We start from the raw sequence: 4,250 nt of genomic DNA, 5'->3' as shown, positions 1-4,250 counted from the left end.
TCCTTCTACCGCATCTTCAGTTCAACGTTCACATAGAGGCACTGGAAACGATGGAAGCTAACAATTCATTCCTTCCTTCTACCGCATCTTCAGTTCAACTGCGTAACTCCTGAGGGTACTAACACTCTTCTTAATCAGAGCAGATTCATAATCTTTCCCCATCATTTGTGAAGCGATTTCTCCCATTACTAACTTTTGGAAGGTAACGCAATGCTCTTGAGCTAATCGAGTCAAATAACTGCTTAAGCTTTCTGTGTAGCGTGTTCCCACGCCAATAGGTTCTATGTAATAAAGACGGCTACGCGCTGGAATAGCAGGTTTTTGCAAATCCCACATCTCAAGCGAAGTGCATTCATCAACGCTCATAATGATTCACTTGCTAGTGGATCTCGCTTGGGATTGCGTTGCCCCACTCGCCGCCTCCTCTGGGACTGTGACTCGCCACCGTCCTTCTGTGGCTTGCCATTTCCACCTGAGTTAGTCTGATCTTCCTGAACTTTTTGTTTCTTCGAGTTCAGAAGATCACGCAATTGGCGTTGACTATCTTTAGTATTGGTCAACTTTTCTTCACCCTCAATCGCATCTTTTGCCATTTGTATGCACTCAGAAGTTAATTTCGCTGTTTGTTCCAGATGACTAAAGCTGAGAGTAGTTGCGCCTTCTTCAAGAGCTAGGTCAAGTGCTTGTATCAGCCAGTCTTTGAGAGTACCAATACAGCCAATGCTGCGTTCGTAGCAGTATTCCCAGTATTTTTCCACTAAAGGGGGTGTTTCTGGCAATGGCATCCGGCACAGCAAATGTTTTAGAACACGTTTAAACTCCTTGATGTCCTCATTCTGCTCTAGGCAGTAGCGAGGCAAGTGAATAATCCGAGTCCGTCGGCTTAATTGGGGACTCAGTTCCAGGAAGTCAACAAGTTGATAAGTCCCAAACCCAGTCCAGGGAATTTTGGTAGTATTCACCGCTGACTTAATGCAGTCCATGTGAGCTTCCAAGACCTTTTGGCTAGCCATCTTACCAATGTCCTGAAATTCATCCACCGCTAGAGTGTAGGGTTTACGGTGAGACAAAGCTTGCTCCATTGCTAAACGCAAGCTATCTTCAGTTGCCCTTGACTTAACAATGAGTTTCCCCTCGCTATCACGGCGGATACCGTCTTCGCTATAGCTAATTTTTTCCTTAATCAGTGGTTCATCGATAGCAATCAAAGTACGTTTATAGAAGTCTTTCCACCTGAAAGTATCTTTCCCTGGTGCGACTGCCTCGACGCAGACAATCGGAATCCAACCGGGGTCGAGTTCCATCTGTAGCAAGCTTTCCTCAATAATTTTTTTCTCAACCAAGCGTAGTAAAGTGGTTTTGCCTACACCGGATGGGGATGGGCCCATAACCAGAATTATCGAAGCTCCTGCTGGTTCTCGAATGGCACGCAAAACTTGGTTATATGCTAATTTCGGATTCCCGTGCATTATGGTTTTATCGGGAGCCTTGAAGTAATCTAAGCGCTTTTGTGCTGATTGAGTGAGTAATTCTGGTGGAAATCCCTGCTCAGTTGCCATTACCATTCCTCAAGAGGTTGAAAAATTTCAACATCATCATCATCCAGTGGAATAGACTCTGTGGGTAGGGGTAAACTTTCACTTTCATTACTGAGGGATTCTTCAAGAAGGTTTAAAGAAGAATCAGGTTCTTGTTCCACAGAATCACCTTCAATCAGTGCATGTACCTGCTTGACTTCCAAATCCCGCCTGCGCTGGGCTAGTACAGCTTTTTTTGCCTCCCTGCCAGGTGGTGAGAGAGCCACCTCTTTCTTCTCCACAGAGGCAAAGAACTGAGCAAGTCTTTTACCACTGATTTCACTAAACCGCTGATTTTGAATCTGATTAAGCTTTTTCAACTCGGTGGTAGCAGTCATCAACTCTCGTACTGAGTGACCTTGGAGTTCTTGGAGATAACCTGAAGAACATTTCACCCACTCCTTGTTGACGTAGGCATAAGCCACAGTGATATCGAATGGATCGTATTTCACCTCTACATCTGAGTCCCGAACCTTTATCCCACTGAAGGATTTGTGCCAGTAATAGAGGTGGTTAATTTTTACCCCTTCCCGCGTAACTTTTCTTTTGCCTTCTCGGTCTGTTGGTGAGGGTAAAGATAGTAACCGAAACTCGTCTGGAGAAATGAGCAAATGCTCTCGACTACCTCCTCTGGCTATGCCAGCATTAAAGGCATCTCTGGGACTCAGCCTCAAGGCAGGATGAGGTGAGGTTTCGTAAACTTCATAGACATATTCACACAGGTATTCGTATACCTTCCTCAGCGTCCAGACTGCCTGATTTTTCGGATTGACACCTTTTGTTACTTGGCGGACATTTCGCATAATCTGGGTGTTGCCCTTTAGATTGTGCCAGAACTCCTGGTTGGCAACCCCGAAGAAGCGCTCAATAACTGAACCAAAACGTCCCTTCGCTGGAGGTCTTTGCTTCTTAGTGCATCGGTAGTAAGCGAGGAGGGTTTCAAAGTCGCTGCTATTAAACTCTGCACCGTTATCCACCACAATCATTTGGGGAAGGCGACCAAAGCGTTGGACGCAAATTCTCAAAACCATCATGCAGGAGCGGTAGCTAGGTGAATCGAAAGTTAGGTAAGCAGCAAGTATTCGTCTTGAGTGAGCGTCCATCAATAAGGTCAACCAAGGACGCTCTTGATTGCCGTTATTAGACACAAACTCTAAGTTACCGCCGATAGCCGCCATAATTGAGCTGACCAACTCAACATCGGCTTGGGTGTGATCGATGTGGCAGATTTCAAATGGGCGTTCACCGTGGGGAGGTGTGTTTTCTCTGTCTAAGCGCCAGTAGAACAGTTCCTCTTGGTAAGCGGCTCGATGTCCCTTGCGCTTTAGAGTCTGCTCATAAGCAGGACGCTCGTGAACGGCTTGCCGAAACAATTCGTAGCTTGGGTGCTTAATTCCTTGTTGGATGCATTCTTCTTTAAAAGACGAGTAAACTCGGCTGATTGACTGCTGCTTGAGGGTTTCATACTTATCCTCAATAAACGCCTCCATGAGGGTTCGGACTTCCTCGCTGATTTTCGGCTGGTAATTTCCCTTCTGTTGATGGTTCGGTAGGAGTCCGATGAAGCCTCGCTGGTAAATCTTTTCGGCTTCTCGGTAGCTCGTAATCCAACGACGTTCGGAGCGATTAGGTTTGGTGGATGAGTTGCCATTGAGAAAGGGTTCAATTGCTTTGTAGCGACGGTTGGCTTCTTCCCGGTCTCTTTTACTGGCTTTGCGGAGTATTTCCTCAATTTCAGTATTAAGGCTTGATTCGGTTTGGGCTAGAAGACCAGTAATTTGTCCTTTCTCAACTAAACTCTCGAACACCTTGTTAGGTAGTTGGATAAACTCTACATTGTCTTTCAACAGTCCAATCGATGTGTTGCCCGTATTCACAATCTGCCAGTTTTCACCATCCCAGGATATTGATGTCCCAGCACTAACTTTAACGGCGCAAACTTGGCTTACAGACGTTGGGGGAGCAATCTTGGTTACTTGAGCATAAGTGAAAGCTTCTTCTTGGTCGAGAAAAACTTGTACCTGCTCCGGTTGCCTCAAGGGAACTGCACTGAGGTCAACGTACACTTGATCAGTAGCAATCAGGATATTGAGGTCGTCGATCCTAGCTTGCTCAACACGATTGAGTAAGTCGGTTAGGACAATTCCTGGCTCGGCTTCTACAACTGAAAGGACGGCACGAGAAACCTCCTCATCGACTTGTGGCAACTTGGCTTGAAAGTAATCCTCCAGCCAAATAAAGTTTCTCTGGAATACCCAATCAATTTCAGCAGATGAGCGAAAACTGTAGTACAAACCCAGTGCGTGTGCGTACTCTTCACCTGGAGGGCATTGCCACTTACCATGCTCTCCAAGCTGGTAACGATTCGGACTCTCCTGTGCTTTTTTGAGTAACTCTTCTTGTGTCTTGCACTCTTCCCAGCCTGCGGTGTTTTTCCGAATGACGAAAAAATCTGGTGTGTGTAAGTGGCGATTGCGTCGTCCTGACTTACTCAGATAATTAAGTTCAATGGGGGGAGGCTGATCGTAGTACTCCAGCACATCTTCGTCATGCTCTAGTTTATAGAACCCATTTGACATCTTACGGAGCCTAAATTAAGGTACTCAAAGCCGTCTCACCCTGCTCCGATGCCGTATTCCAGTGACCTCACCGATGAAGAATGGGAAATCCTTG

The 4,250-nt window shown here is 46.1% G+C and carries 3 protein-coding genes; all 3 read right to left on the bottom strand.

Annotated elements, in window-relative coordinates:
* Positions 1-78: 78 nt before the first annotated feature.
* The 3 genes from H6F66_RS24975 to H6F66_RS24965 are packed head-to-tail and all read right to left on the bottom strand — an operon-like array spanning position 79 to position 4,156.
* A complete protein-coding gene (locus H6F66_RS24975) occupies positions 79-366 on the bottom strand; it encodes a TniQ family protein (protein ID WP_190427218.1) in 288 nt (95 codons plus the stop codon).
* The gene (locus H6F66_RS24970) at positions 363-1,559 is read right to left on the bottom strand and encodes an ATP-binding protein (protein WP_190427215.1); all 1,197 of its coding nucleotides are present in this window, start codon (positions 1,557-1,559) and stop codon (positions 363-365) included. The genes H6F66_RS24975 and H6F66_RS24970 overlap by 4 nt, the downstream gene beginning before the upstream one ends.
* Positions 1,559-4,156 carry a DDE-type integrase/transposase/recombinase gene (locus tag H6F66_RS24965; protein ID WP_190427212.1) on the bottom strand — a complete coding sequence of 866 codons (2,598 nt, stop codon included), beginning with the start codon at positions 4,154-4,156 and terminating at the stop codon, positions 1,559-1,561. Before H6F66_RS24965 ends, H6F66_RS24970 begins: the two co-directional genes overlap by 1 nt.
* Positions 4,157-4,250 lie beyond the last annotated feature (94 nt).

The organism is Trichocoleus sp. FACHB-6, assembly GCF_014695815.1.
Taxonomy (GTDB): Bacteria; Cyanobacteriota; Cyanobacteriia; order Cyanobacteriales; family FACHB-T130; genus Funiculus; species Funiculus sociatus.
This window is presented reverse-complemented; position numbering and strand designations above follow the sequence as displayed.

Excerpts from the sequence above, each read along its gene's own strand:
- H6F66_RS24975 (WP_190427218.1), bottom strand. The coding sequence starts at position 366 with ATGAGCGTTGATGAATGCACTTCGCTTGAGATGTGGGATTTGCAAAAA.
- H6F66_RS24970 (WP_190427215.1), bottom strand. The coding sequence starts at position 1,559 with ATGGCAACTGAGCAGGGATTTCCACCAGAATTACTCACTCAATCAGCA.
- H6F66_RS24965 (WP_190427212.1), bottom strand. The coding sequence starts at position 4,156 with ATGTCAAATGGGTTCTATAAACTAGAGCATGACGAAGATGTGCTGGAG.